The sequence below is a fragment of the Pseudomonas sp. KH_027 genome, assembly GCF_057838565.1.
Map to the genome: position 1 here is coordinate 3,578,362 of NZ_CM174470.1, position 25,615 is coordinate 3,603,976.

Below are 25,615 nucleotides of genomic sequence, written 5' to 3' on the forward strand. Positions count from 1 at the left end.
CAATGTGGCCATGCCCTCCAGCGTTGCAACAGCTAACGCAGACACAGCCATAAAAAAACCGGGCAAATGCCCGGCTTTTTCATGCGCAGCGAACCTCAGGCCTTCGGCAGGGTAACGCCGAGCTGACCCTGGTACTTGCCGCCGCGATCCTTGTACGACACTTCACAGGCTTCGTCGGACTGCAGGAACAGCATCTGCGCCACGCCTTCGTTGGCGTAGATCTTCGCCGGCAAGGTGGTGGTATTGGAGAACTCCAGGGTCACGTGACCTTCCCACTCCGGTTCCAGCGGCGTGACGTTGACGATGATGCCGCAACGCGCATAGGTGCTTTTGCCCAGGCAGATGGTCAGTACATCACGCGGAATACGGAAAAACTCGACGGTGCGCGCCAGGGCGAAGGAGTTCGGCGGGATGATGCAGACGTCGCTCTTGATGTCGACGAAGCTCTTTTCATCGAAGTTCTTCGGGTCGACGGTGGCCGAATTGATGTTGGTGAACACCTTGAATTCGTCGGCGCAACGCACGTCGTAACCGTAACTGGACACCCCGTAGGAAATCACCCGATCGGCACCTTCACCGCGCACCTGGCGCTCGACGAAGGGTTCGATCATGCCGTGTTCCTGGGCCATGCGGCGAATCCACTTGTCCGATTTGATGCTCATGGCGGGCGTCCTGTGAGGGTGGTGAAAAGTGATCGCGAATCTTACCGGTAGGCAGGCTCCGGGGCAAAGGCCTGGCGCCACCACCCGGTGGCCGGTCGTGCGACCAAGGACTGCGGCGCAGCGCCCAGACCCGCGATTTCGCACTTGAACGATCCAGCTCAGTGCGCCACTGTCCGTCCTCGAACGCCCTGGCAACATGCTGGGGCGCGCCCCAGCCATGCTCTCAGAGCCCGCCCATGATCGCATTCGTCATCATCCCCTGCCTGCTGCTTGCTCTAGTCCTCTGGCGGCGCCAGCAGGCCCTGAACGCGCTGCGCCGCGAAGCCTTCATCCGCAGTTTCAGCTTGCCGCCACGGCTGTTCGAGCCGTTGCGCGCGCAGCACCCGCAACTCACGCTGAAAGACTGCCAACTGGTCGCCCAGGGCCTGCGCCAGTTTTTCCTGGCCTACCTGAAGAGCGGACACCGCTACGTGTCCATGCCGTCACAGGCCGCGGATGATCTCTGGCACGCGTTCATCCTCCACACCCACGACTATCAGGCGTTTTGCCAGAAAGCCTTCGGCCGTTTCCTGCACCACACACCCGCAGCGGTGCTCGGCAATGGCCGGCAGCAGAGTGACGCAGGGCTGCGGCGCTGCTGGTGGCACGCCTGTCGCGAAGAAAATATCAACCCGCGCTCGCCGACCCGTCTGCCATTGCTCTTCGCCCTGGATGGCAAACTCGGAATCAGCAACGGCTTCAGCTATGTCGCTGACTGCGAGTCCGTGCGCAAACTGGGGGCCAATGGCAGCGAGGGCGGTGTGATTCATTGCGGCAGCGACCTGTCCAGCAGCAGTGCCGATGGCGGAAGCGGCACGGCTACCGATAGCTATGAAGGCGACGGCTCGGGCGAAGCGGCTGGCGATAGTGGCGGTTGCGGCGGGGGCGGAGATTGAAAATCAAGGCGTCGGGGCCGGCAGGTCGCCGGCCCCGGGCCACCCTCAGTCGTCGCTGACGCTGATGCTCGGCATTGGCGCTGCGCCCTGCTCGCTCTGGGCGATACGGGCACCGACGGTGCGCGCCGCTTCCTGATAGAGCATGGCGATCTGGCTCTCGGGATCGGCAATGGTGGTCGGCTTGCCGCCATCGGACTGGATGCGGATGGCCATCGACAACGGCAGGGAAACCAGCAGGTCGACACCGTACTGCGCCGCCAGCTTCTCGCCGCCACCTTCGCCGAACAGATGCTCGGCATGCCCGCAGTTGGAGCAGATGTGCACGGCCATGTTCTCCACTACGCCGAGCACCGGGATATTGACCTTGCGGAACATCTCCACGCCCTTGCGCGCATCCAGCAGCGCCAGGTCCTGCGGGGTGGTGACGATCACCGCGCCGGCCACCGGCACCTTCTGCGCCAGGGTCAACTGGATATCACCGGTGCCCGGCGGCATGTCGACGACGAGATAGTCCAGATCGCCCCAAGCCGTCTGGGTCACCAACTGGATCAAGGCGCCGGAGACCATCGGCCCACGCCAGACCATCGGCGTGTTGTCGTCGGTGAGAAAGGCCATGGACATGACTTCAACGCCATGGGCCTTGATCGGCACGAACCACTTCTGGTCCTTGACCTGCGGGCGGGTGCCTTGCGGGATGCCGAACATGATGCCCTGGCTCGGGCCGTAGATATCCGCATCGAGGATGCCGACTTTGGCACCTTCGCGGGCCAGCGCCAGCGCCAGGTTGGCGGCGGTGGTGGACTTGCCCACCCCGCCCTTGCCGGAGGCCACGGCAATCACGTTTTTCACGTTGGCCAAAGCCGGCACCTGCGCCTGGGCCTTGTGCGCGGCGATGACGCAGTCGACCTGCACCGTGGCCTTGGCCACGCCATCGAGGTTTTCCAGAGCCATGGACAGCATCTGCGCCCAGCCACTCTTGAACAGGCCGGCGGCATACCCCAGCTCCAGCCGCACACTGACGCGGTCGCCGTCGATGGCGATATCACGCACGCAGCCGGCGCTGACCGGGTCCTGGTTCAAATGCGGGTCGGTGTATTGACGCAGCGCGGCTTCCACTGCTTGGCGGGTGATCGTGGACATAAGGGAATCCTGGCAGGCATGAAACGGATGGCCGCTATCGTACTCCAGGCACCCCATTCGCGCATGAATCATGCCCTGGTTAGTGTTGGCGCGCCGCCTGCTGCTGAAGCGCAAAACCTGTAGGAGCGGGCCATGCCCGCGATGCTCTTGCGTTGGTGCTTGTCGCGGGCATGGCCCGATCCTACAAAGGGCCGTTGAATAGGCGCAGAACCAGCAAGCCTCAGCGGGTGAAAAAAAAACCCCGGGCCTTTATAGTGGCCGACCTCCGTTTCATTCAGATCAGTAGCCGAGCCCCATGTCCGAGCCCCGCCAGATTCTCGTCACCAGCGCCCTGCCCTACGCCAACGGTTCGATTCACCTTGGCCACATGCTCGAGTACATTCAGACCGATATCTGGGTGCGCTTCCAGAAGCACCGCGGCAACCAATGCGTGTATGTCTGCGCGGACGATGCCCACGGCTCGGCGATCATGCTCCGTGCCGAGAAGGAAGGGATCACCCCGGAACAGCTGATCGACAACGTCAAGGCCGAGCACAGCGCCGACTTTGCCAGCTTCCTGGTGAACTTCGACAACTTCCACTCGACTCACTCGGACGAAAACCGCGAGCTGTCCACGGCCATCTACCTGAAGCTGCGTGACGCCGGGCATATCGCCACCCGCTCGGTGACCCAGTATTTCGACCCGGAAAAAGGCATGTTCCTCGCCGACCGCTTCATCAAGGGCACCTGCCCGAAATGCGGCACCGAGGACCAGTACGGCGACAACTGCGAAAAATGCGGCGCCACTTACGCGCCAACCGACCTGAAAGACCCGCGCTCCGCCATCTCCGGCGCCGTGCCGGTGCTCAAGGACTCCAAGCACTTCTTCTTCAAGCTGCCGGACTTCGAGGCCATGCTGAAGACCTGGACCCGCAGCGGTACCTTGCAGGACGCCGTGGCCAACAAGATCGCCGAGTGGCTGGATTCCGGCCTGCAAGAGTGGGACATCTCCCGCGATGCGCCGTACTTCGGCTTCGAGATCCCGGACGAGCCGGGCAAATACTTCTACGTCTGGCTGGATGCGCCGATCGGCTACATGGCCAGTTTCAAGAACCTCTGCGAGCGCACGCCGGAGCTGGATTTCGACGCGTTCTGGAATAAGGATTCAACGGCCGAGTTGTACCACTTCATCGGTAAGGACATCGTCAACTTCCACGCCCTGTTCTGGCCGGCGATGCTCGAAGGCGCGGGTTACCGCAAGCCGACCGGGATCAACGTGCACGGCTACCTGACCGTGAATGGGCAGAAAATGTCCAAGTCGCGCGGCACCTTTATCAAGGCCCGCACCTACCTCGATCACCTGTCGCCGGAATACCTGCGCTACTACTACGCAACCAAGCTCAGCCGTGGTGTAGAAGACCTCGACCTGAACCTCGAAGACTTCGTGCAGAAGGTCAATTCCGACCTAGTGGGCAAAGTGGTGAATATCGCCAGCCGTTGCGCCGGTTTTATCCATCGACTGCCTGAAATCGACAATCCTCTGGTTAAAACTGGCTACCTAGCGGCGGAAGACACTTACGGGAATGCCCTTTGGAAACAGTACGAGGAGGCATTCCCAAGCATTGCGGAAGCGTACGAGAAGCGTGAGTTCTCAAAAGCTATGCGTGAAATCATGCTCCTGGCTGATACAGCAAACGCCTGGATCGCTGAGGAAGCACCGTGGAATACAACAAAAGCGCTTGGCCCTGGTAGCCAGGCACACAAGAAAGTGCAGGAAATTTGCACTGTCGGAATCAATTTGTTCCGTTACCTAGTCGTGCTTTTAAAACCCGTACTACCCAACCTCGCTAAAAACGCGGAGCAGTTTCTTAACGTTTCCCCGTTTCAATGGAGTGACCTTGAGCACCGACTGCTTGATCACAAGATCAATTCTTTTGAAGCTCTGATGACCCGCATCGACCCCAAAGCCGTAGAAGCCATGACCGACGCCTCCAAAGAAGACCTGGCCGCCACCGAAAGCGCGGCCCCTGCTGGTAACGGCGAGCTGAGCAAAGAGCCGCTGGCTGCCGAGATTGGCTTTGACGCCTTCGCGGCCGTCGACCTGCGCATCGCCCTGATCGAGAAAGCCGAGTTCGTCGAGGGCGCGGACAAGCTGCTGCGCCTGACCCTGGATATCGGCGACGCCAAGCGCAACGTGTTCTCCGGCATCAAGAGCGCCTACCCGGACCCGAGCAAGCTGGAAGGCCGCCTGACCCTGTACGTGGCCAACCTGGCCGCGCGCAAGATGAAGTTCGGCATATCCGAAGGCATGGTCCTGGCTGCCGGCCCCGGCGGCGAAGAAATCTACCTGCTCAGCCCCGACAACGGTGCCAAGCCGGGCCAGCGGGTCAAGTAAGCCGGCCTGCGTAGGAACGGGCCCGGCTCGCGATTGGCACCCATCACGAGCCGAGCCCACTTCGGTGGGCACTGTCGCTCGATTACCACTTTCGCGACCCAGCGACGATAATTCACTCACCTCATTCAACGGGCTCTGCGTACGGTCATGACCGAACTCTTCCTCGCCCTGATCGGCGCAGCACTGGTCAACAACCTCGTTCTGATGCTGCCCGCCGGCGCCGATGTTTTACGCTCCGCCCGCGTGCGGCTGCTGGGCCCGGCCAGCGCCCTGCTGATCCTGCTCGCCAGCCCGCTGGCGTGGCTGCTGCAACGCCTGCTGCTCGAGCCATTCGCGCTCGCCTACCTGCGCTTGTTTATCTTCCTGCCTCTGCTGGCGCTGCTCACCTGGCTGGGTCTGCGACTCTTGGCGCGCCTGCGCCCGCAGCTGCCCCAGGACGGACTCTGGCCGCTGCTGCTCGGTAACGGCGCGGCCCTCGGCGCGATGCTGCTGGCCAGTCAGCCGACAGCAGGCTTTGGACCAGCACTGGCCCTTGGTCTCGGCGGCGGCCTGGGCTTCTGGCTGGCACTGACGCTCTTGGCCGACCTGCTGGCGCGGATCGAAGCTGCCGATGTGCCGGAACCGTTCAAGGGCGCGCCGATTGCCTTGATCGGCGCCGGCCTGATGGGCCTGGCCTTTCTCGGTTTCAACGGCATGGGCATCAACGCGCTGGTGGCCTCGTGAGCAGCCTGATCCCGATCAAGGCCATCGACGCGCTGCTGCCGCAGACCCAGTGCGGCAAGTGCGGCCACCCGGGCTGCAAGCCTTACGCCCTGGCAATTGCCGAGGGCGAAGCGATCAACAAGTGCCCACCCGGCGGCGTGGCGACCATCCAGGCCCTGGCTGAGCTGATGCAGGTACCGGTACTGCCGCCCGAGATTGCGCCGATCCCGCCGCAGATCGCCTTTATCCGCGAGGCCGAATGCATCGGCTGCACCAAGTGCATCCAGGCCTGCCCGGTGGATGCCATAGTCGGCGCGGCCAAGCTGATGCACACGGTGATCAGCGACGAATGCACCGGCTGCGAGCTCTGCGTCGCGCCCTGCCCGGTGGACTGCATCGATATCCTCCCGCTGCCCGAGCCCGCAGCCCAGGCCCAGCGCCAGCGCGCCGACCAGTTCCGCCAGCGCTTCGAAACCCATCAGGCCCGCCTGGAACGGGAAGAGGCGCGCAAACAGGCCGAACGCCAGGCCCGCAGCCCGCGCGTGACACACCCCGAACAGCAGCACAGCGCAGCAGCCAGCGACCCGATCCAAACGGCAATCGAGCGGGTCAAGGCGCAACAGGCCGCCACTGGCAACCTGAGCGAGCAGCAGAAGCGCTTGAAGATTGCGGCCGCCATGGCCCAGGTCGCGTTGAGCAAGGCCGAAAAGCAGCTGGCCAGCCATGGCACGCCGGCGCTTGAATCCCAGGTCAGCGAGCTGCGCGCCGCCGCCCTCGCCGCGCAGGCGGCCCTGCAGGCGGCCCAGGCACCAACCACCAGCGACGCCGGTGAGGCCGCGCTGAAAAAGGCGAAAATCACCCTTGCCGTGCGCCGAGCCGAGCTGAAAAGCGCCGAACGCAATGGCGCCGAGGAAGCCGAACTGCAGCCTTTACGCGCCGCCCTGAAGGATGCCGAACAGGCCCTGCACGCGGCCGAAGATGCCAGCGGCAAGCGGCCACCAGAACTGCTGCGCACCGACAAGCAACCGCTCGATGTGCAGTTACGCGCACTCAAGACCGAGCTGGCCTATGCCCGCGCCGAAGTGAGCAAGCTGGAACACCGCCGCGAGACCGACGCGGACAGCCTGAGCCAGGCCCGAGCCCGGTTGGCCGAGGCCGAGCGGCAGTTGCATGCATATGCCCCGGCATAGTCCGGCTGGCGCCCCCAGCCAGTTGCCCGGCTTACGGCCAGCGCTCGCCTGCATAGAGGCAAGCCTGTGAGCGACCTGCCCCGCTTCGACCCGAGCCCGAGCATGCAACGGGTGCTGCTGGCCTGCCTGCCCGGCCTATTGGCGCTGTGCTGGCTGTACGGTTGGGGCAGCCTGCTGCAACTGCTGCTGGCCCTGGCCGCCGCCCTCGCCTGCGAAGCCCTGGTACGCCAGCTGCGCCACCAACCACTCGACCACGCGCAATCCCTGTTCGGCATCAGCGCCTTCGCCGAAGGCAGTGCGCTGGTCAGCGCCACCCTGCTGGCCCTGGCATTGCCGCCCTACGCGCCCTGGTGGCTGGCCGTGACCGCCAGCGCCTTCGCCATCCTGTTCGGCAAGTCGTTGTTCGGTGGTTTCGGGCAGAACCCGTTCAACCCGGCGATGCTCGGCTATGCCTTCGCCCTGGCGGCCTTCCCGGTGCAGATCAGCCAATGGCCGGCGCCCGACGGCGGCCAGGGCCTGTCGGCGGCGCTGCAACAGGTGTTCGGCTTCGGCTCCGGGCTGGTGGACGGCTGGAGCCAGGCAACCGTACTGGACAGCCTCAAGCACAACAACCGCCTGACCATTGACGAGCTGTTCGCCGGCCACCCGGCATTCGGCACGTTCGGCGGCCGCGGCACGGAATGGGTCAACCTGGCCTTTCTCCTCGGCGGCCTGTTTCTGTTGCAGCAGCGGGTCATCCGTTGGCAGGCGCCACTGGGCATGCTCGGCGCGCTGTTCGTGCTCAGCCTGCTGTGCTGGAACGGCTCGGGCTCGGACTCCAACGGCTCGCCGCTGCTGCACCTGCTTTCCGGCGCGACCATGCTCGGCGCCTTCTTTATCGTTACCGAGCCGGTGTCCGGCGCCAGCAGCGAACGAGGCCGCCTGCTGTTCGGCGTCGGCGTCGGCGTGCTGGTCTATGTCATCCGTACCTGGGGCGGTTATCCGGACGGCCTGGCCTTCGCCGTGCTGCTGATGAACCTCGCAGTGCCAAGCCTGGAACGCCTGGCCGCACGCAGCGCGGGAGCCACGCCATGAGCCGCCGCCAAGGCGTGGCGCTGGCCCTGCTGGCCATCCTCGGACTGGCGCTGGTGGTCGGCATCCAGCAGTTGCTCAGCGCGCGCATCGAGCAGCAACGCCAAGCCGCCGCCGAGCGCGCGCTGCTCGATCTGTTGCCGGCTGGCAGTTACGACAACCATCCGCTCGCCCACCCCATCGCCCTGCCCGCCAGCAAGCTGCTCGGCACTCCCGCACCGGGGTTCGCCTACCTGGCCACCCGGCAAGGCGCACCGAGCGCGGTGCTGCTGCCGGCCACGGCGCTCGGCTATGAAGGACCGATTCGCCTGCTGCTAGCCGTCAGCCCGGCGGGCCGGCTGCTCGGTGTGAAGGTACTCGAACAAGGTGAAACACCTGGCCTCGGCGATCTGACCGAGGCCGACAAGCGCCCCTGGCTGCGCGGCTTCGTCGGCAAATCGCTGAGCAGCTCGCCAGAACCGGACTGGCGGGTACGGGCCGACGGCGGCCAGTTCGACCAGATCGCCGGGGCCACCGTCACCTCCCGCGCAGTGGTGAAAGCCGTGCAGCAGGCCTTGAGTTTCTTCGACGCGCAGCGCCAGCACTTGCTCCCCCCCCTGCGGAGCAAGCACCATGAAACGCCTGCTCAGCACGCCGTTCAGCCTGCTCGGCCTGGCGCCGCTGCTGGGTGCCAGCGACCTGCTGGTCAAGGCCCTCGGCCTGGCGCTGGTCGGGCTACCGCTGCTGGCGGGGCTCGGGCTGGCGCTGGCGTTCATGCACAAGCGACTTAACGGCGGCGCCTATTGGCTGGCCGCCCTGCTGAGCATCTGCACCCTGCTCAGTTGCGCCGAGCTGCTGCTACAGGCCCTCGCCTTCGAACTGCATCGCGCGCTGGGGCCGTTTCTCGCGCTGCTGATCCTGCCGTGCCTGCAACTTGCCCATGGCCAACCGCAACACCCCGGCTCCGGCCTGGCACCGGGCCTGGTTTTCGCCCTGACCGCCTTGCTGCTGGGTGCCTTGCGCGAAGCCCTCGGCAGCGGCACGCTGTTCGCCCATATGGACTGGCTGTTCGGCCACAACGCCGCACACTGGGCGCTCGCCCTGACGCCTTTCAGCGGCCTGCAATTGTTCGCCCTCGCGCCCGGCGCCTTTATCCTGCTCGGCCTGCTGCTGGCCGGCGGGCGCCGCTTTTTCACCGTGAAATCCGATCCCTTATGAACGCCGCCAAACGCCACGAAATCTTCCGCCGCCTGCATGAAGACAACCCGGAACCGAAAACCGAGCTGGCCTACTCATCGCCCTTCGAACTGCTGATCGCGGTGATCCTCTCCGCCCAGGCAACCGACGTCGGCGTCAACAAAGCCACCGCCAAGCTCTACCCGGTGGCCAATACCCCGGAAGCCATCCATGCCCTCGGCGTCGAAGGCTTGAGCGAGTACATCAAGACCATCGGCCTGTTCAACAGCAAGGCCAAGAACGTTATCGAAACCTGTCGCCTGCTGATCGAGCGCCATGGCAGCCAGGTGCCGCAGACCCGCGAAGAACTGGAAGCCCTGCCCGGCGTCGGGCGCAAGACCGCCAATGTGGTGCTCAACACCGCATTCCGCCAACTGACCATGGCGGTGGACACCCACATCTTCCGCGTCAGCAACCGTACCGGCATCGCACCCGGCAAGAATGTGCAGGAGGTGGAGAAACAGCTGATGAAGTTTGTGCCAAAAGAATTCCTCCTCGATGCGCACCACTGGTTGATCCTGCATGGCCGCTATGTGTGCCAGGCCCGCAAGCCCCGCTGCGGCAGCTGCCGCATCGAAGATCTCTGTGAATACAAGCACAAGACCTCTGACGATTGAGCCACTATTGGATTAGCTATCAATTCGATTGAAAAAAACTTTTTTACCCGCTCCAGTTTTGTCGCTATAAGGTGCGCAAATGGCCCCCGTAGCCTGGAGTGAACGTCATGAGCACTAGCAAAGAAGATCTGGAACTCGACGAAGACGCTGGCACCGATGAGGCAGATGATGCGGCAGACACCCCGGTTGAAGTCGCCAAGACCAATCTGACCAAACGGCGCATCATCGACAACCTCTTGGAAGAGCGTCGCCTGCACAAACAACTGGCCGAATACGATTTCGATCTGTAATCGCCACAAGCCAAAGCCCCGCATTGCGGGGCTTTTTCGTTAATGCCGGGAAAACCCATGGCCGCCCGGGCAAAGGCCGCGGCGCTCGCACGCCAGGCTCGCCCGGATACGGGCCGGAACGAGGCATGTGCGCCAGGCATTAAAAACCGACAAGGCATTGGTTGTTGAGGTTCGACCCGGGCGGATGTTTTAGAATGCACTGACATGCACGGGAAACCCTCACGATGATCAACGCCAAACTGCTGCAACTGGTGATCGACGCTTCCAACGACGGGATTGTGGTTGCCGAGCAGGAGGGCGACGACAACATCCTGATCTACGTCAACCCGGCGTTTTCGCGCCTCACGGGCTACCCCGCCGACGACATCCTCTATCAGGACTGTCGTTTCCTGCAGGGCCAAGAGCATGACCAGCCTGGCCTGGATGTCATTCGCGAAGCGGTGAAAAGCCATAAGCCGTGCCGGCAGATCATTCGCAATTACCGCAAGGATGGCAGCGCGTTCTGGAACGAGCTGTCGATCACGCCGGTCTTCAACGAAGGCGACCAGCTCACCTACTACATCGGCATCCAGAAGGACGTCAGCGCCGAAGTGCAGGCCTTGCAACGGGTCCAGGAGCTGGAAGACGAGCTGCAACGCTTGAAGGACGAACTCGCCGCCCTGCGCACCAGCCGCTGATGCCTGAACCGCTGGTTATCAGGTATCCAGGTGCCCGGAAATAAACTGCAGCAAGCGCCGCTGCATCAGCCGCCCGGCGTTACCCAGACAGGCAATCGGGGTACCGGCCAGGCTCTCTTCGGCCAGTTCCGCTGCCTCGCCCGCCAGTGCCAACGGGCAATCCAGGCTCAGCGCCAGCTTGCGCAACAGCCGTACCTGCTGGTTGCCGGGTGGATGGTTGGAATAGAGCACCAGCGCTTGCGGCTGGATCTTGTCGCACACCAGGGGCAACTCCTCCAGCGGCTGACCCAGCGCCAGCACGCTGACCTCCGCGCTACTGCTGGTCAATAGCAGGCCTGCCACCAACAACTCCAGCTCGCGGCATTGCCCGGGAATCGCCGCCAACAAGACCCGCTCCTCGGCCTGGCCGCGATTCAACTGCAGGCGCTGCCAGACACGTACACGCAGAAAGCTGTCGAGAAACAACCACTCGCTGGCTTGGCCGAACTCACTCTGGCGCAGCAGCAACTCCTGCCACAACGGCAGCAGCACCTCCTGAAACACTGCTGGCAGCGCATAGGTGGAAAACAGCTGACCGTAGACCTGCTCCAGACGCACTTCATCAAAGCCATTCACGGCATGCCGCACCCGTGCCTGCCACTCGCCGACCGCCACCTCCTGGTACTGCGGCGTCGTGGCCGTGCTGCTGGCCGCCCGCGAGAGGATTCTGCCGACCTTGCTGACCGTCACACCCCGATCGATCCAGACCAGGATGCTGCGTACCGCCTCGATATCCGCCTGCGAGTACAGGCGATGGCCACTCTCGGTGCGAGTCGGCTGAATCAGCCCATAGCGCCGTTCCCAGGCACGCAGGGTGACCGGATTCACGCCAGTCAGACGCGAGACCTCGCGAATAGGGAAGAGCTCCTCTTGCTTGAGAGGACCCGAGGCGAGAGCCGAGGCACTGGCGAATTCGGTCATGGAGCAGTCGGCCCAGGCGGGAATAGTGGCGGCATTGTAACTCAGCGTTTCCAGCCATACATTGTACAAAAGCTGTACAAGTCGAGAGCCAGGATACTGAAACCCGACTTGCCACTGCCCTGGTAGGTGGATGCCGCCTGCCCACTGACTGCGACGGTGCCAACAGCACGAAGCCTGCCATCGACCGAGCGAACGCTGTGATCGGCGCCTGCCACCGCTCCAGTTGACGGGCAGAACCCAGACGTGAGCGGGAGCACTTTTCCCGTCAACGGTGGCCAACACCTCGACCAATCGGCCGCAAGGACTCTTCTGATGAACGAAGGACTGCCCAGCCACTACCGCGAAATACTCCTCGGTGTCGGCGAAAACCCCGAACGCGAGGGCCTGCTCGACACGCCGAAACGCGCAGCCAAAGCCATGCAGTACCTGTGCAACGGCTACGGCAAAAGCCTTGAGGAGGTGGTCAATGGCGCGCTGTTCGCCTCCGACAACGACGAGATGGTGATCGTCAAGGACATCGAGTTGTACTCGCTGTGCGAACGCCATCTGCTGCCCTTCATCGGCAAGGCGCATGTCGCCTACATCCCGACCGGCCAGGTGCTCGGCCTGTCCAAGGTCGCACGGATCGTCGACATGTTCGCTCGGCGCCTGCAAATCCAGGAGAACCTCACCCGTCAGGTCGCCGAGGCCATCCAGGGGGTCACCCATGCCGCCGGCGTCGCCGTGGTGATCGAAGCCAAACACATGTGCATGATGATGCGCGGGGTGGAGAAGCAGAATTCGGTGATGAGCACCTCGGTGATGCTCGGAGCCTTCCGCGCGTCCTGCAACACCCGCCACGAGTTTCTGCAACTGATCGGCCAGCGCAAGTAAATGCCACCACTGGAGCCCGGCATAGCGCGCATCCGCATCGACCGCATGCGCCAGGTTTCGCCGAATCGGTCTCGATCACCCTGGCCAGCTATCGCTGAGCGCTGAATTGGCCAACCGCGGGCGTCAGCCAAGCCACTGGAGGATGCCGAACCCACCAACGCAGAACCGGAGTGCCCTGATGAAACGCAGTGTCCCGCCCACCGTCCAAGCGCCAAAGCCTTGCTCTATCGCTGGCAACGCCACCCCGCCTCGAACCCTCGTCGACAACAGGCGGACAACGCGTTGAAGCGCCTGTTCTGCGCGTTGTGCCTGAGTTGTCTGCTAGCCGGCAACGCGCTCGCGGGCTGGCAGGAAGCGGTACCCGGCGCCCGACTGCTGGGGGAAGGCGACCTGCGTTTCCTGGGTTTTCGCATCTACAGCGCGCGCCTGTGGAGCTCGGCACAACGCTTTCGAACGGACAGCCCCTTCGCCTTGGAGCTGGCGTATCACCGAGCGATCAACCGCGAGGATTTCGTGCAAACCAGCCTGGATGAAATCAAGCGCCTTGGCGGCAGCGAAGTGAGTGCGGCGCAATTGACGAAATGGCAGGCCGAGCTGCAACGGGCATTCATCGACGTGCAGCCCGGCCAGCGCATCACCGGCGTGTTCCTGCCGGAGCAGGGCTGCCGCTTCTATGTCGGCGAGCGCTTGCAGCATGAGGTGCGCGATGTGGCCTTTGCCCAGGCGTTCTTCGCCATCTGGCTCGACCCACGCAGCCGCGACCCTGAACTGCGGCTGAAACTGCTCGGCCGGCCGTGATGGCCGCCTATTGTCCAAGCGGAGAACGACCATGCTGAAAAATTCGCAGCCCTGTCAGGTCAATTTCGACGACTGGATGTACAGGCACAATGAAAACACCCTGGCCAACCGCTCGTTCATGACCAAGTTCGGCATTGAGTTCGGACAGCTGACGCTGTTTTTCCGCAAGGAACCCAGCTGAAACCTGCCCCACCGCAACTGCCGGCGCATTGATAGACAAACCATGCGCCGCGCCCGGAACTTGCACGCCCGGCTACGGGCTATAACCCATACCCATATACTTTAATCCAACACTTAAAGTTGCAGCACTTATATGAAGCGGACACGCAAAGAGACCCATTTAAAGGCTGTGATAGACTGCCGGCAAAGCCATTGAACGAGGATCAAGCATTGAGAATTCTACATACCATGCTCCGGGTCGGTGACATGGAACGCTCGATCGAGTTCTACACCAACATCCTGGGCATGACGCTTCTCAGGAAGAATGATTACCCCGACGGCAAGTTCACCCTGGCCTTCGTTGGCTATGGCAGCGAGGACGACAGCGCCGTGCTGGAGCTGACCCACAACTGGGGCGTGAGCGAGTACGACATCGGCACCGGCTATGGCCACATCGCACTCGAAGTGCAGGACGCCTACCAGGCCTGCGCCGACATCAAGAAAAATGGCGGCAATGTAACGAGGGAAGCCGGCCCCATGCAACACGGTAAAACCGTCATTGCCTTTGTCACCGACCCTGACGGCTACAAGATAGAACTTATACAAAAACACAGTTAACACTGCCGCAACCAACTACCGCTACAAGCCCGCTCTTTGCGCGGCTTAATTGAATACCCATGTTCTGTGATAGTTGATTCAAGACAGGCACGAACGGATAGAGCTGCCGCACTTGCGCAGTGCCCTAGCCGACCACTCGCAGCAGATGGCTACGGATTTATCCCTATCGCCAACAGTCGACCGCCCAGAAACAAACAACCCCGGGGAATACCCGGGGTTGTTTGCGCAACGCAGGTCGAAATCCGTCAGAACAGCTTGCGACCCTTGTTGGCGGCGATGCGCATGCGCAAGGCGTTCAACTTGATGAAACCAGCCGCATCGGCCTGATTGTACGCACCGCCGTCTTCTTCGAAGGTGGCGATGTTGGCGTCGAACAACGACTCATCGGACTTGCGACCGGTGACGATGACGTTGCCCTTGTACAGCTTCAGGCGTACGACACCATTCACGTGGGCCTGCGAGGCGTCGATCATCTGTTGCAGCATCAGACGCTCAGGGCTCCACCAGTAGCCGGTGTAGATCAGGCTGGCATACTTGGGCATCAGCTCGTCTTTCAGGTGAGCGACTTCGCGGTCCAGGGTGATCGATTCGATCGCCCGGTGAGCGCGCAGCATGATGGTGCCGCCCGGGGTTTCGTAGCAGCCGCGCGACTTCATGCCAACGTAGCGGTTCTCGACGATGTCGAGACGGCCGATACCGTTCTCGCCGCCGATCTTGTTCAGCGTCGCCAGCACGGTGGCCGGGCTCATTTCCACACCGTCGAGCGCGACGATATCGCCGTTGCGGTAGGTCAGCTCGAGGTAGGTCGGTACGTCCGGAGCTGCTTCCGGCGACACGGTCCACTTCCACATGTCTTCTTCGTGTTCGGTCCAGGTGTCTTCCAGCACGCCGCCTTCATAGGAGATGTGCAGCAGGTTGGCATCCATGGAGTACGGCGACTTCTTCTTGCCGTGACGCTCGATCGGGATCGCGTGCTTCTCGGCATAGTCCATCAACTTCTCACGCGAGAGCAGGTCCCACTCGCGCCACGGCGCGATGACTTTCACGCCTGGCTTCAAGGCATAGGCGCCCAGCTCGAAACGAACCTGGTCGTTGCCTTTGCCGGTGGCGCCATGGGAAATGGCGTCAGCGCCGGTTTCGTTGGCGATTTCGATCAACCGCTTGGCGATCAACGGACGAGCGATGGAGGTACCCAGCAGGTACTCGCCTTCGTAAACGGTGTTGGCGCGGAACATCGGGTAGACGAAATCGCGCACGAACTCTTCGCGCAAGTCGTCAATGTAGATTTCCTTCACGCCCATGGCCTTTGCCTTGGCGCGTGCGGGCTCGACTTCTTCGCCCTGACCGAGATCCGCGGTGAACGTCACCACTTCACATTGATAGGTATCTTGCAGCCACTTGAGAATCACCGAAGTGTCGAGGCCGCCGGAATACGCCAGGACAACCTTCTTTACGTCCGCCATGCCATCACTCCACGGGGTTGTACGGAAAACCCGCGATTCTACTGCTCACGCCGACTGTTTTACAGAGGCGCGACGGCTTGTGACGACGAAGCGACAAAATCTTTAGTCGATGCGACCGTCAGGAGGTGGCTGCCGGCTTGGGTGCAACCGCGGCTGGCGCTGGCGTTTCGGCGGGTTGCGGCTCACGCGACAGGTGTACGGTGACCCGTCGGTTACGCGCGCGATTGGCTTCGCTGCTGTTCGGCGCCACCGGGTAGCGTTCGCCATGGAAGCGCATGACGATCTGCTGCTCCGGCACCCCGTTGGCCTTGAAGTAATCCAGCACCGCCAGGGCGCGACGGCGTGACATGTCCCGATTGGTCAGGCGGTTACCGCTATTGTCCGAGTGACCATCAAGCTCAATGTGATTCACGCCGGGGTCGGCCTTGAGGTACTGCAGGATGATCTCCAGCTTGGCCCGGGAAACATCGTCCAGCGCCGCCCCGCCGCCCGCAAAGCCGACCTGCGCCTGCTTGATCTGATCGAAATTGACCGGCAGCAACTTGGCGGTGCAATCCAGGTAGTCGTGATAGGCCTTGGTGAACTTGACCGGCAGCAGCCGCACTTCCAGTCCCTCACCCCCTTCCAGGGTGCGATGGCGGATCAGAGGGCTGCGCCCGTCGAGCAGGCCGCCGAGCAAACGCACGCCTTGTTGTTGCGAGCTGTTGAACGGCACTTCGCCCGTGCCGACGCTGACCATGCCCAGGTTGATATCGCCACGCCCCGGCTGCCAAGGCGCAGCCGCCGCCAAGAGGGTCGCCGAGCCAGCGCCCAACCACTGCTCGCGGGCTTGCAGGCGGAAGGTGACTTGCTCGCCCGCCCGGCGCACGAACTCGCCGACACCGAAGTCGGTGATATTTTGCGACAAACGGCATTCGAATTGATCACCCTCGACCGTCCATTCGACCTTCTCCAGGCGCGTCTGAAAGGTAATAGCCGCAGCCGGCAAGCTGACAAACAGGCTGAGCAAGGCGAGATAACGCTGGCGCACGGCGGGCTCCACGAGGAATAACGGCATTCCCAAGTGGTATCGGTTGCGTCAGGCAAAACTTGATAGCAAGTGCCTGAGAGCGGCTTTTCCGGTAGCATTCCCAGCAGTTTTACCCGCCTGAAGCTTGCTTATCTGGTATTGCCCCCATGACCGACCGCCTGACCCTGCTGCGCCCTGACGACTGGCATATCCATCTGCGCGATGGAGCGCTGCTGCCGCACACCGTCGCCGACGTCGCGCGCACCTTTGGCCGCGCCATCATCATGCCGAACCTGGTGCCGCCGGTGCGTAACACCCAAGAGGCCGACGCCTATCGCCAGCGTATTCTGGCCGCGCGCCCGGCCGGCAGCCGCTTCGAGCCGCTGATGGTGCTGTACCTCACCGACCTGACCAACGCTGAAGACGTGCGCGCGGCCAAGGCCTCGGGCTTCGTCCACGCCGCCAAGCTCTATCCGGCCGGCGCCACGACCAACTCGGACTCTGGCGTCACCAGCGTCGACAAGATCTTCCATGTGCTCGAAGCCATGGCCGAAGTCGGCCTGCCGCTGCTGGTGCACGGGGAAGTCACCCGTGGCGAAATCGACGTATTCGACCGCGAAAAGGTGTTCATCGACGAACACCTGAGCCGCGTGGTGGAGCGCTTCCCGACGCTGAAAGTGGTGTTCGAACACATCACCACCCGCGAGGCCGTGCAATTCGTCAATGCCGCCGGAGCGAACGTCGGTGCCACCATCACCGCTCACCATCTGCTGTACAACCGCAACCACATGCTGGTTGGCGGTATTCGCCCGCACTTCTACTGCCTGCCGATCCTCAAGCGCAACGTGCACCAGGAAGCCCTGCTGGATGCGGCGGCCAGCGGCAGCAACAAGTTCTTCCTCGGCACCGACTCGGCGCCCCACGCCCAGCACGCCAAGGAAGCCGCCTGCGGTTGTGCCGGTTGCTACACCGCCTATGCCGCCATCGAGTTGTACGCCGAAGCCTTCGAGCAGCGTAATGCGCTGGACAAGCTGGAAGCCTTTGCCAGCCAGCACGGCCCGGATTTCTATGGCCTGGCGCGCAATACCGAAACCATCACCCTGGTTCGTGAAGAATGGACCGCCCCGACTAGCTTGCCGCTTGGCGAGCAAAGCGTAATCCCGCTGCGCGCCGGTGAAAAACTGCGCTGGCGTCTGCTGGAGCAAAACACGTGAGTGACGATAACTACGACGACGAACAGGAAGGCAACGGTGGCGGTGGCAACTCACGCCACCCGATGGCCCAGCGCTTTCGTGGCTATCTGCCGGTAGTCGTCGATGTCGAGACCGGCGGCTTCAATTGCGCCACCGACGCCCTGCTGGAAATTGCCGCAGTCACCGTCGGCATGGATGAAAAAGGCTTTCTCTTCCCCGAGCACACCTACTTCTTCCGGGTCGAGCCATTCGCAGGCGCCAATATCGAAGCCGCCGCCCTGGAATTCACCGGCATCAAGCTCGACCATCCGCTGCGCATGGCCGTGAGCGAAGAGACCGCCTTGACCGATATCTTCCGGGGCATCCGCAAGGCACTGAAAGCCAACGGCTGCAAGCGCGCGGTCCTGGTCGGGCATAACAGCAGCTTCGACCTGGGCTTCCTCAATGCGGCGGTCAACCGCAACGAGATGAAGCGCAACCCTTTCCACCCCTTCTCCAGCTTCGACACCGCCACCCTGGCCGGCCTCGCCTACGGCCAGACCGTGCTGGCCAAGGCCTGCCAGACCGCCGGCATCGACTTCGACGGCCGCGAAGCGCACTCCGCGCGCTACGACACCGAGAAAACTGCGGAGCTGTTCTGTGGCATCGTCAACCGCTGGAAAGAAATGGGCGGCTGGGAAGACTTCAACGAATGACCCCTGCATAAAAAAACCCGGCCTGAGCCGGGTTTTTTTATGCAGGCAGCAGCCTTTCGGGCTTACAGCTTGCTGGCGTTCTCGGCCAGGTACGAGGCCACGCCTTCCGGTGTGGCGGTCATGCCTTTGTCGCCTTTCTTCCAGTTCGCCGGGCAGACTTCGCCGTGCTCTTCGGTGAACTGCAGGGCATCGACCAGACGCAGCAGCTCGTCCATGTTACGGCCCAGCGGCAGGTCATTGACGATCTGCGAACGCACGACGCCATTCAGGTCGATCAGGAAAGCACCACGGAACGCCACGCCATCGGCGGACTCTACGTCGTAGGCCTTGGCGATCTCATGCTTGACGTCGGCAGCCAGGGTGTACTGAACCTGGCCGATACCGCCCTTCTCTACCGGCGTGTTGCGCCAGGCGTTGTGGGTGAAATGGGAGTCGATGGAAACACCGATCACTTCTACGTTGCGCGCCTTGAAATCAGGGATGCGGTGATCCAGAGCGATCAGCTCGGACGGGCAGACAAAGGTGAAGTCCAGCGGGTAGAAGAAGACCAGACCGTATTTGCCTTTGATTGCCGAGGACAAGCTGAAGCTGTCGACGATCTCGCCGTTGGCCAGCACCGCGGCCACATTGAAATCAGGGGCTTGTTTGCCTACGAGTACGCTCATTCGATATCTCCTTGAGTGGATGAGTGAGGCGCGAGTCGATACACATCCAGCGCCGCCGAACGACAGCGCCATGACCCGACCCGCTCCAAGAACCGTCGATGATACACCTCGATTTTGAGCGAGGCCCACCGCTTTTTCCCCGCATACAGGTTACGGGCCGCCCCAACACAGATGACCGCTCATCCGGCAGTCAGGCTTCTGGCACGAGGAGCCGAACATAGGTTTTGACAAGCATTCTCATTAACATTAGTATCTTTCGCATCAAGCCACTTTGAGTTTTGGGCCACCTATGTACGTCTGTCTCTGCCTTGGTGTTACCGACGGTCAAATCCGCGATGCGATCTTCGAAGGTTGCTGCAGCTACCGCGATGTCCGCAACACACTGGACGTTGCCAGCCAATGCGGCAAATGCGCCACCCTGGCCAAGCAAGTGGTTCGCGAAACCCTGACCGAGGTACAAAGCAGCCAAGCTGCTCTGGCCTACCCGGCCGGCTTTGTTGCCGCCTGATTCCAACGCTTTCGAAAAGCCGGACCGCGTGTCCGGTTTTTTTATGCCTGTAATTCAAGTGCTTAGCGACAAAACGCAGAACTAAAACATTCGTATTTTTATTAATTATTACTTTAAATTCAATAACTTAGATTTGACAGCCCCAATCGACAGGCTCAAAATCCGAAAATACTCAATTCCCTTGCACGGCAGGATCCGACATGAAAGGCGACAAGAAAGTCATCCAGCATCTGAACAAGATCCTCGGGAACGAGCTGGTCGCTATCAACCAGTACTTCTTGCACGCACGCATGTACGAAGACTGGGGCCTGAAAAAGCTCGGTGAGCACGAGTACCACGAATCCATCGATGAGATGAAGCATGCGGACAAGCTGATCAAGCGCATCCTCTTCCTCGAAGGTCTGCCGAACCTGCAAGACCTGGGCAAAATCCTGATCGGCGAAAACACCAAGGAAATGCTTGAGTGCGACCTGAAGATCGAGCACAAGGCTCACATCGATCTCAAGGACGCCATCGCCTACTGCGAAAGCATTGCCGACTATGCCAGCCGTGAGCTGCTGGAAGAGATCCTCTGCTCCGAGGAAGACCATATCGACTGGCTGGAAACCCAGCTTGGCCTGATCGACAAGGTCGGCCTGCCGAACTACCTGCAGTCGCAGATGGACGAATAAAACGCAGACACAAAAAAGCCCCGCATGTGCGTAATGCTGTTCACTTAAGCATTTGAACGCCAGCCGGGCTTCCCCGAGAATCCGATGCCAGTCTTCCTGGTATCGGATTTTTTATGTCTTTCCAACAGCATCTGCTCGATCTGGGCGAGCTATTCAACTTCTCCGACCTGAGCACCTTCACCCAGAACATCCCAATCGAGTGGGTGGCGTCCGCGCTTGATCTTTCCTCTCAGGCCACCATCCGCCGTCGTCGGCTACCTGCCGATCAGGTGCTCTGGCTGGTGCTAGGCATGGCGCTCTTCCGCGATGAGCCTGTCCATGAGGTGGCCAGGCGTCTAAACATTTGTGCCCAGGGACTGGCTTCGGATTGCTTGCTGGCCAAAAGTGGTGTCACTGAGGCTCGCAAGCGGCTTGGCGCCGAGCCGGTCGAGTGGCTGTTCCGCAAAACTGGCAGCCAATGGGGAGGCGAACGCTATAGCGATGACACCTGGCGGGGGCTGCAGGTTTTTGCCGTGGACGGGGCACTCATGCGCACGCCCGATACGCCTGAACTACGGGACCATTTCGGGTCTGGCAATACCTCCACCGAGCGCCAGACGCCCTTCCCCATGATGCGTCTTGTAGCCTTGATGAATGTGCGCTCCCATTTGATTCTGAATGCCCAGCTGAGCCCCTATCGGCGCAGTGAAATGCGCCTGGCCGATGAGTTTTTGCAACAGATCCCCAACCATTCGGTCACGTTGTTCGATAAAGGCTTCTGGAGTGCTGATTTGCTGCTGAAAGTGGCCACGGCCGGTGACAACCGACACTGGTTGATCCCCGCTCGTCAGGGCCTGATCAGCGAGGAGGTGATCCGTTACGGCAAGCAGGATCGCCTGCTGCGTATGAAGGTTTCACCGCAGGCGAGAAAGCGTAACCCAGACCTACCAACCTACTGGGACGTGCGTGAAGTCAGCTATGCAGTGCAGGGCAAAGTGAAAACCGTCCTGACCTCGCTACCGGCCGACGCCTACAGCGCCGAAGCCGTTGCAGAGCTGTACCAGGAGCGCTGGGAAATTGAACTGGGCTTCAGGGATATCAAAAGCTCCATGCAGCAGAATGCCGCAACCCTGCGCAGCAAGAAGATTGACCTGATCTACCAGGAAGTTTGGGGATTGCTGCTGGCCTACAACATCATTCGTCGGGAGGCGAGTCAGGCGGCGGTAGCGTTTGGACGCACCCCGTCCGATATACGCTTCAAGCCGGCTTGCCAGTACATCGCCGTGCAGCTGATCGTGATGGCCGCTGCCAATCCACTGTCGGCAACAGGTAGACGCTTGTCGGCTTTGCGGGCGGGCATCGGAGGGTTGTTTCTGGATCACCGTCCAAGGCCATCACGACCAAGGACGGTGAAAATTTCCAAGACCCGTTACCCAGTTAACCGCAATGCTGCTCCGCTTAAGTGAACAGCATTACCGCACTGCGGGGCTTTTTATTGCGCGGCGCGCGCTCGCGAGTCAGCCGGCGCGGCACACTGAATCAGGCATCGACTTTGTGCGTCGCCGCTTTGATCAGGGTCTGCAATTCACCCTTCTCGAACAGCTCGGCCATGATGTCGCTGCCGCCGACCAGTTCGCCGCCGACCCACAGCTGCGGGAAGGTCGGCCAGTTGGCGTACTTCGGCAGGTTGGCGCGAATTTCCGGGTTTTGCAGGATGTCGACGTAGGCGAACTTCTCGCCACAAGCCATGACGACCTGCGCAGCCTTCGACGAAAAACCACACTGCGGGGCATTCGGCGAGCCTTTCATATAAAGCAGAACAGTGTTGTTGGCGATCTGCTCTTTGATGGTTTCGATGATATCCATGGGGTACCTCAGCACTGGGCGGCTATCTGACTGTCCAACTGGCCGACTCGGAGGCCGGCATGGTGGCGGCATTGTAACGGAAAGCCAAGCGCTTGGCTCGGCCTCCCATCGTCCGAAATCAGGCCGCTTCGACCTCAACCGGAACACCGTTCAAGGCAGCGTTGCCAGACAATGCGTCGAGCTGACGCTCATCAGTCAGATCGTTCGCGCTGGCCCCCGGCTGCGCACTGGCGATCGCCATCTGGACCCCAGGGCGGCCATGCCCCCAACCATGGGGCAAGCTGACCACGCCAGGCATCATTTCTTCGCTGGCCGCCACTTCCACCTCGATAGAACCGACTCGCGAACGCACCTGCACCCGCTGGCCATCAGTCAAGCCACGGCGGGTCAGATCCTCGGGATTCATCAGCAACTGATGACGCGGCTTACCCTTCACCAGACGGTGGTAGTTATGCATCCACGAGTTATTGCTGCGCACATGGCGACGGCCGATCAACACCAGTTCGCCAACCTTGGGCACGGGGTCGGCGGCGAAGCGCGGCAGATCGCTCAATAACAAGGCCGGCGCCGCCTGGACCTTCTTGCCCGGCGTCTTCAACCGCGCGGTCAGGTTGGGCTTGAGCGCGCCCAGATCGATGCCGTGGGGGTGCTCGCGCAGTTTGGCCAACGACAGCTGGTGTTCGGACTTGTCGCCGTAGAGGCCCATGCGCAAGCCCATATCGATCATCTGCGCCGGCGCCATGGTCGGTTTCAGCGACACCTCGGTTCTGGCGGCAAAGGCCTTGGCCAGGCCGACGAAAATCTCCCAGTCGTGCAGCGCGCCCTCGGGCTTATCCAGCACCGGCTCGTTGAAGCGGGTGACGTTGCGCACGGCGAACATGTTGAAGGTGGTGTCGTAGTGGTCGTGCTCCAGCGGCCCGGTGGGCGGCAGGATCAGGTCGGCATAGCGAGTGGTCTCGTTGATGTAGAGATCGACGCTGAGCATGAACTCCAAACCATCCAGGGCCTGCTCCAGCTGGCGGCCATTGGGAGTAGAGAGCACCGGGTTGCCAGCGATGGTGATCAGCGCGCGAATCTGTCCCTCGCCCGGCACCAGCATCTCCTCGGCGAGCGCCGCCACCGGCAGCTCGCTGCCATATTCCGGCAGCCCGGATACGCGGCTCTGCCAACGGTTGAAGTTGCCGCCGGAGGTGCTGGCCACCAGATCCAGCGCCGGCTCGGTGCAGAGCGCACCACCGACCCGGTCGAGGTTATTGGTGACCAGATTGATCAGTTGGATCAGCCAATGGCAGAGCGTGCCGAAGGCCTGGGTGGAGACCCCCATGCGGCCATAGCACACCGCCTTGTCGGCCGCCGCAAAGTCGCGGGCCAGTTGGCGGATCTGTTCGGCCGGCACGCCGCAACGCTCGCTCATGGCTTCGGCGGTGAATCCGGCGATGGCCTGGCGCGCCTCGTCCAGCCCCTCGACCGGCAGATGGCTGGCACGGGTCAGGCCTTCCTCGAACAGGGTATTCAATATGCCAAAGAGCAGCGCCGCGTCCTGGCCCGGACGCACGAACAGGTGCTGATCAGCGATCGCAGCGGTCTCGCTGCGGCGTGGGTCGACCACCACGATCTTGCCGCCGCGGGCCTTGATCGCCTTCAACCGCTTCTCGACATCCGGCACGGTCATGATGCTGCCGTTGGAGGCCAAGGGGTTGCCGCCGAGGATCAGCATGAAGTCGGTATGGTCGATATCGCAGATCGGCAACAGCAGGCCATGGCCATACAGCTGCAAGCTGACCAGGTGATGAGGCAACTGATCCACCGAGGTGGCGGAGAAGCGGTTGCGGGTTTTCAGCTGACCGAGGAAATAGTTGCTGTGGGTCATCACCCCATAATTATGCACGCTGGGGTTGCCATGGTAGGTGGCCACCGCGTTGTGCCCATGACGGGCCTGGATATCGGCCAAGCGACTGGCGACCCACTCGAAGGCCTCATCCCACTCGATGGCCTGCCATTCGCTGCCGACGCGGCGCATGGGCTGGCGCAGGCGGTCGGGGTCATTCTGGATATCTTGCAGAGCGACGGCCTTAGGGCAGATATGACCGCGACTGAAGCTGTCCTGGGCGTCGCCCTTGATCGAGAGAATCTGCTGGCCGCCGCCCTCCAGGGCTATGGTCTCGATGGTCAGACCACAGATGGCTTCGCAGAGGTGGCACGCACGGTGATGGAGGGTCTTGGTCATGGCCTGGCCTTCTTATTCGAGACGACCGTCAGGTCGTGGAATGAAGACTATGGAGCCAGCCGCACGACTTCGCCAGAAGCGTTCGTCTTATGAATCGACAGGCATCAGGCCTACCGATTTAACCGCCGCCCAGTACCGCCAGCACTGAGGTTCATGGGGTTGCCGCCGCCCCGGGAGAGCTCATCGCCCCCCCTTTTATGCGTATTTTTTGCGTAGAAATGAAATATCCACGCTCTAGCTAGTCGCATTAATCGCACAAAGTGCGTATCTTTGGGCCACTGTGCTGCATGTGTACCGCGAATCGCAACTTGGTGTTTAGATCTCGATCCAACCATCTACACGAATCCGATAACTCTTTGCACTCAGTACTGGCCGGGTTACTTCCCGTGCCGCAATCCACTCTGTTCAAGGAGAAACACCATGGCTAATCGCGAAACTGGCACCGTTAAATGGTTCAACGATGAAAAAGGCTTCGGCTTCATCACTCCAAGCAACGGCGGCGCTGACCTGTTCGTGCACTTCAAAGCAATCCAAAGCGACGGTTTCAAGAGCCTGAAAGAAGGCCAAACCGTTTCTTTCGTGGCTGCTAAAGGCCAGAAAGGCATGCAAGCTGAAGAAGTTCAGGTAGTCTAAGACTCCCGGTTCCGATTCAAAAAAGCCCCGCCTCGTGCGGGGCTTTTTTATGCCTGACGTTCAGCCCCGCGAGCAGAACCCGGGCATGCCGAGTAGCCAAGCCGCCGTTCAGAACACTGGGTTATCGTTCTTGTCGATGCTGGTGACCTTGGCCAGCGCCTCCAGTGCGGCGGTCTCGGCGTCGATCTTGTACTCGAAACGCTGATCGGTGCAGATACGGTGGTAGACCGCATCGGAGTCATCGCCCTGACGACGGATGGCGAGAAAAGCCTGCGGCTCCTTACCGACGATTTTGGCCGCATTCCAGACGAGATGATGGGCAAAAGAGCGCTGACTCATAAGACTTCCTGTTCGAGGCTCGCCGACAAAAGGTCGGCTCTAGCGTTGAGTATGCGCGGTATCCGGGCGCGGCCACAGCTCCCGGA

29 protein-coding genes are annotated in these 25,615 nt (G+C 61.7%); 20 read left to right on the plus strand and 9 right to left on the minus strand.

The features are described 5' to 3' along the window. Positions 1–95 precede the first annotated feature (95 nt). The gene (gene dcd / locus AC3IYG_RS16795) at positions 96–662 is read right to left on the minus strand and encodes a dCTP deaminase (protein ID WP_489310303.1); all 567 of its coding nucleotides are present in this window, start codon (positions 660–662) and stop codon (positions 96–98) included. A 236-nt stretch (positions 663–898) separates the two neighbouring features. Here dcd and AC3IYG_RS16800 point away from each other — a divergent pair, with 236 nt between their 5' ends. After that, the gene (locus AC3IYG_RS16800; protein ID WP_489310305.1) at positions 899–1,597 is read left to right on the plus strand and encodes a glycine-rich domain-containing protein; all 699 of its coding nucleotides are present in this window, start codon (positions 899–901) and stop codon (positions 1,595–1,597) included. Between the two features lie 45 nt (positions 1,598–1,642). Here the strand turns inward: AC3IYG_RS16800 and apbC are convergent, their stop codons facing one another. Continuing rightward, positions 1,643–2,737: an iron-sulfur cluster carrier protein ApbC gene (apbC, locus tag AC3IYG_RS16805; protein ID WP_489310307.1), complete on the minus strand. Its 1,095-nt coding sequence runs from the start codon at positions 2,735–2,737 to the stop codon at positions 1,643–1,645. A gap of 295 nt (positions 2,738–3,032) precedes the next feature. On the opposite strand from apbC, the gene metG reads away from it, so the two are divergent. From metG to AC3IYG_RS16850, 9 genes are all read left to right on the plus strand, one after another. Then, on the plus strand, positions 3,033–5,111 hold the full coding sequence (gene metG / locus AC3IYG_RS16810) for a methionine--tRNA ligase (RefSeq protein WP_489310309.1): 2,079 nt from the start codon (positions 3,033–3,035) through the stop codon (positions 5,109–5,111). Between the two features lie 147 nt (positions 5,112–5,258). Next, positions 5,259–5,834: an Rnf-Nqr domain containing protein gene (locus AC3IYG_RS16815; RefSeq protein ID WP_489310311.1), complete on the plus strand. Its 576-nt coding sequence runs from the start codon at positions 5,259–5,261 to the stop codon at positions 5,832–5,834. Positions 5,835–5,839: 5 nt separating this feature from the next. Next, positions 5,840–7,003, plus strand: coding sequence for an RnfABCDGE type electron transport complex subunit B (locus AC3IYG_RS16820; protein WP_489313939.1), 1,164 nt, complete (start codon positions 5,840–5,842; stop codon positions 7,001–7,003). Positions 7,004–7,105: 102 nt separating this feature from the next. Next, positions 7,106–8,077 carry an RnfABCDGE type electron transport complex subunit D gene (locus tag AC3IYG_RS16825; RefSeq protein WP_489313940.1) on the plus strand — a complete coding sequence of 324 codons (972 nt, stop codon included), beginning with the start codon at positions 7,106–7,108 and terminating at the stop codon, positions 8,075–8,077. Further along, positions 8,074–8,844, plus strand: coding sequence for an RnfABCDGE type electron transport complex subunit G (locus AC3IYG_RS16830; RefSeq protein ID WP_489310313.1), 771 nt, complete (start codon positions 8,074–8,076; stop codon positions 8,842–8,844). Before AC3IYG_RS16825 ends, AC3IYG_RS16830 begins: the two co-directional genes overlap by 4 nt. Beyond that, on the plus strand, positions 8,774–9,271 hold the full coding sequence (locus AC3IYG_RS16835) for an Rnf-Nqr domain containing protein (RefSeq protein WP_489313941.1): 498 nt from the start codon (positions 8,774–8,776) through the stop codon (positions 9,269–9,271). The genes AC3IYG_RS16830 and AC3IYG_RS16835 overlap by 71 nt, the downstream gene beginning before the upstream one ends. Continuing rightward, complete coding sequence (gene nth / locus AC3IYG_RS16840) at positions 9,268–9,906, plus strand: endonuclease III (protein WP_489310315.1); 639 nt, start codon at positions 9,268–9,270, stop codon at positions 9,904–9,906. Before AC3IYG_RS16835 ends, nth begins: the two co-directional genes overlap by 4 nt. Before the next feature lie 107 nt (positions 9,907–10,013). Further along, positions 10,014–10,196 carry a PA3496 family putative envelope integrity protein gene (locus AC3IYG_RS16845; RefSeq protein WP_489310317.1) on the plus strand — a complete coding sequence of 61 codons (183 nt, stop codon included), beginning with the start codon at positions 10,014–10,016 and terminating at the stop codon, positions 10,194–10,196. 224 nt (positions 10,197–10,420) lie between these two features. Next, positions 10,421–10,873, plus strand: coding sequence for a PAS domain-containing protein (locus tag AC3IYG_RS16850; protein WP_489310319.1), 453 nt, complete (start codon positions 10,421–10,423; stop codon positions 10,871–10,873). A gap of 18 nt (positions 10,874–10,891) precedes the next feature. Here the strand turns inward: AC3IYG_RS16850 and AC3IYG_RS16855 are convergent, their stop codons facing one another. Next, complete coding sequence (locus AC3IYG_RS16855; RefSeq protein ID WP_489310321.1) at positions 10,892–11,833, minus strand: MerR family transcriptional regulator; 942 nt, start codon at positions 11,831–11,833, stop codon at positions 10,892–10,894. 312 nt (positions 11,834–12,145) lie between these two features. On the opposite strand from AC3IYG_RS16855, the gene folE reads away from it, so the two are divergent. The 4 genes from folE (at position 12,146) to gloA (ending at position 14,281) form a co-directional block, all read left to right on the plus strand. After that, positions 12,146–12,706 carry a GTP cyclohydrolase I FolE gene (gene folE, locus AC3IYG_RS16860; RefSeq protein WP_489310323.1) on the plus strand — a complete coding sequence of 187 codons (561 nt, stop codon included), beginning with the start codon at positions 12,146–12,148 and terminating at the stop codon, positions 12,704–12,706. A gap of 282 nt (positions 12,707–12,988) precedes the next feature. Further along, positions 12,989–13,504, plus strand: a complete 516-nt coding sequence (locus AC3IYG_RS16865; RefSeq protein ID WP_489310325.1) for a chalcone isomerase family protein — start codon at positions 12,989–12,991, stop codon at positions 13,502–13,504. A gap of 31 nt (positions 13,505–13,535) precedes the next feature. Further along, a complete protein-coding gene (locus AC3IYG_RS16870; RefSeq protein WP_489332125.1) occupies positions 13,536–13,685 on the plus strand; it encodes a DUF3833 family protein in 150 nt (49 codons plus the stop codon). 209 nt (positions 13,686–13,894) lie between these two features. Next, positions 13,895–14,281, plus strand: coding sequence for a lactoylglutathione lyase (gene gloA, locus AC3IYG_RS16875; protein ID WP_489310327.1), 387 nt, complete (start codon positions 13,895–13,897; stop codon positions 14,279–14,281). A gap of 245 nt (positions 14,282–14,526) precedes the next feature. Here the strand turns inward: gloA and AC3IYG_RS16880 are convergent, their stop codons facing one another. Both AC3IYG_RS16880 and AC3IYG_RS16885 read right to left on the minus strand, forming a co-directional pair. Further along, a complete protein-coding gene (locus AC3IYG_RS16880) occupies positions 14,527–15,744 on the minus strand; it encodes an argininosuccinate synthase (protein WP_489310328.1) in 1,218 nt (405 codons plus the stop codon). A gap of 118 nt (positions 15,745–15,862) precedes the next feature. Next, positions 15,863–16,774, minus strand: coding sequence for a flagellar protein MotY (locus tag AC3IYG_RS16885; RefSeq protein ID WP_489310330.1), 912 nt, complete (start codon positions 16,772–16,774; stop codon positions 15,863–15,865). 146 nt (positions 16,775–16,920) lie between these two features. On the opposite strand from AC3IYG_RS16885, the gene pyrC reads away from it, so the two are divergent. Both pyrC and rnt read left to right on the plus strand, forming a co-directional pair. Continuing rightward, the gene (gene pyrC / locus AC3IYG_RS16890) at positions 16,921–17,967 is read left to right on the plus strand and encodes a dihydroorotase (RefSeq protein ID WP_489310332.1); all 1,047 of its coding nucleotides are present in this window, start codon (positions 16,921–16,923) and stop codon (positions 17,965–17,967) included. Continuing rightward, a complete protein-coding gene (gene rnt / locus AC3IYG_RS16895; protein WP_489310334.1) occupies positions 17,964–18,641 on the plus strand; it encodes a ribonuclease T in 678 nt (225 codons plus the stop codon). The genes pyrC and rnt overlap by 4 nt, the downstream gene beginning before the upstream one ends. Before the next feature lie 62 nt (positions 18,642–18,703). On the opposite strand, the gene AC3IYG_RS16900 is transcribed toward rnt, so the two are convergent. Next, positions 18,704–19,306: a peroxiredoxin gene (locus AC3IYG_RS16900; protein ID WP_489310336.1), complete on the minus strand. Its 603-nt coding sequence runs from the start codon at positions 19,304–19,306 to the stop codon at positions 18,704–18,706. 289 nt (positions 19,307–19,595) lie between these two features. Between AC3IYG_RS16900 and AC3IYG_RS16905 the strand changes: the two genes are divergently transcribed. From AC3IYG_RS16905 to AC3IYG_RS16915, 3 genes are all read left to right on the plus strand, one after another. After that, positions 19,596–19,814: a bacterioferritin-associated ferredoxin gene (locus tag AC3IYG_RS16905; RefSeq protein WP_489310338.1), complete on the plus strand. Its 219-nt coding sequence runs from the start codon at positions 19,596–19,598 to the stop codon at positions 19,812–19,814. Between the two features lie 200 nt (positions 19,815–20,014). Beyond that, positions 20,015–20,485, plus strand: a complete 471-nt coding sequence (gene bfr, locus AC3IYG_RS16910) for a bacterioferritin (protein ID WP_489310340.1) — start codon at positions 20,015–20,017, stop codon at positions 20,483–20,485. 113 nt (positions 20,486–20,598) lie between these two features. Beyond that, entirely contained in the window at positions 20,599–21,930 is a 1,332-nt protein-coding gene (locus tag AC3IYG_RS16915; RefSeq protein ID WP_489309617.1) for an IS4 family transposase, read from the plus strand. 73 nt (positions 21,931–22,003) lie between these two features. Here AC3IYG_RS16915 and grxD read toward each other — a convergent pair whose 3' ends face one another. Further along, entirely contained in the window at positions 22,004–22,330 is a 327-nt protein-coding gene (gene grxD / locus AC3IYG_RS16920; RefSeq protein WP_489310342.1) for a Grx4 family monothiol glutaredoxin, read from the minus strand. 118 nt (positions 22,331–22,448) lie between these two features. Next, positions 22,449–24,557 (minus strand): molybdopterin oxidoreductase family protein, encoded by a 2,109-nt coding sequence (locus AC3IYG_RS16925; RefSeq protein ID WP_489310344.1) that lies wholly within the window; start codon positions 24,555–24,557, stop codon positions 22,449–22,451. A 420-nt stretch (positions 24,558–24,977) separates the two neighbouring features. Between AC3IYG_RS16925 and AC3IYG_RS16930 the strand changes: the two genes are divergently transcribed. Beyond that, entirely contained in the window at positions 24,978–25,190 is a 213-nt protein-coding gene (locus tag AC3IYG_RS16930; protein WP_108097521.1) for a cold-shock protein, read from the plus strand. Between the two features lie 108 nt (positions 25,191–25,298). On the opposite strand, the gene AC3IYG_RS16935 is transcribed toward AC3IYG_RS16930, so the two are convergent. Beyond that, positions 25,299–25,529 carry a hypothetical protein gene (locus tag AC3IYG_RS16935; RefSeq protein WP_489310346.1) on the minus strand — a complete coding sequence of 77 codons (231 nt, stop codon included), beginning with the start codon at positions 25,527–25,529 and terminating at the stop codon, positions 25,299–25,301. Positions 25,530–25,615: the final 86 nt, after the last annotated feature.